The organism is Mesorhizobium tamadayense, from assembly GCF_003863365.1.
In the GTDB taxonomy this organism is placed as follows: Bacteria; Pseudomonadota; Alphaproteobacteria; order Rhizobiales; family Rhizobiaceae; genus Mesorhizobium; species Mesorhizobium tamadayense.
Window position 1 is genome coordinate 1 of the sequence record NZ_RQXT01000173.1, and the last position, 1,072, is coordinate 1,072.

A 1,072-nucleotide genomic window follows, 5' to 3' on the forward strand; every position below is an offset into this window, starting at 1 on the left:
AAAGTTGAGCCAGGGTATGTATCCATTCGCGGAACTCCACAGCATCAGGACCTGCAGGCACGTCCATATCGGTACACCGATCAGCAGCGACCGCAGCATATTGTCGAGGGTCTGCTTATTGAACCAAAATACATCGGATTGCTGATCCGCCGGGAACTTGTGGTTGTACTTAAATCGGTTCCCCTGCCGACGGCGAACGTAAAGCGGCAACTCCCAGCTTTGGTACCAGAGAAAGGCCAGGGCGAGGTTCACCGCCAGCATTTTCAGCGACCAACCCCATGCAAAGGTCTGCAGGACTGCGGCGTCAGGGACAACCAACTGCCAGTAGGCGAGTGCCGAGACCATGAACAGCAGGTTGTACGGAAAGAAGTAAGATGGAAGCCACTTCAGAAGCTTCTTTGGCTTGGGAGGGAAGAGCCATATTGGCGCTGGCTCCAACAGCTCGTTGGGAGCCCAATCGCCGCGCTTGCTGCGCGTTCCAAACTTAAGATCGTCCATCGGATGCCTCCCTTTCGATCTTGCCGCGAAAGGCCCGATCGGCCGACAATATGCCAATATTCCAACAAATGGTCAATAACTAAATCCGGTTGATTTATAAAAAAAATCATGCCAGATTTCGGCCGTAGATCCTACGTCAAGCTGACGCGTGGAAGACGAAGCACTACGACCGCATTCACGCGCTCAAAGGAGCGTCAATTGGGATATCAGACGCGGCGGGCACTGGCGCGATGGCATCGCGGGACGTTCGGACGTCAAGACGGGCCAGCAGTAACGAGGAGGGCGCCATGAAAGCCGGCGTTTCCGATCTGAACATCCCTGAAAACGCGAGCTGTATCTAATGTCAGTCGACAGCACCTTCAACGCATTCGTAGGCAACGCGACGCACCGTGGCGGCAACCAGATAGGTGTCAAACACTACAATGAGCGCTTAATCCTGAGTCTGATCCAGGAAGCTGGCGCGCTTTCCAAGGCCGAGATCGCGCGCATTACACATTTGTCCTCGCAAACGGTCACGATTATCGTAAATCGCCTCCTCAAGGAAGGATACCTGCGGAAGAAGGACGTAATCCGC

1 protein-coding gene and 1 pseudogene are annotated in these 1,072 nt (G+C 54.4%); one reads left to right on the forward strand and one right to left on the reverse strand.

The annotated features are described in order from the left end of the window. A pseudogene (locus EH240_RS37050) lies at window positions 1-498 on the reverse strand (sterol desaturase family protein); the annotation flags it as partial. Between the two features lie 340 nt (window positions 499-838). Here EH240_RS37050 and EH240_RS37055 point away from each other — a divergent pair. Beyond that, the coding region (locus EH240_RS37055) for a MarR family transcriptional regulator (protein ID WP_148101184.1) at window positions 839-1,072 on the forward strand (234 nt) is incomplete at its 3' end.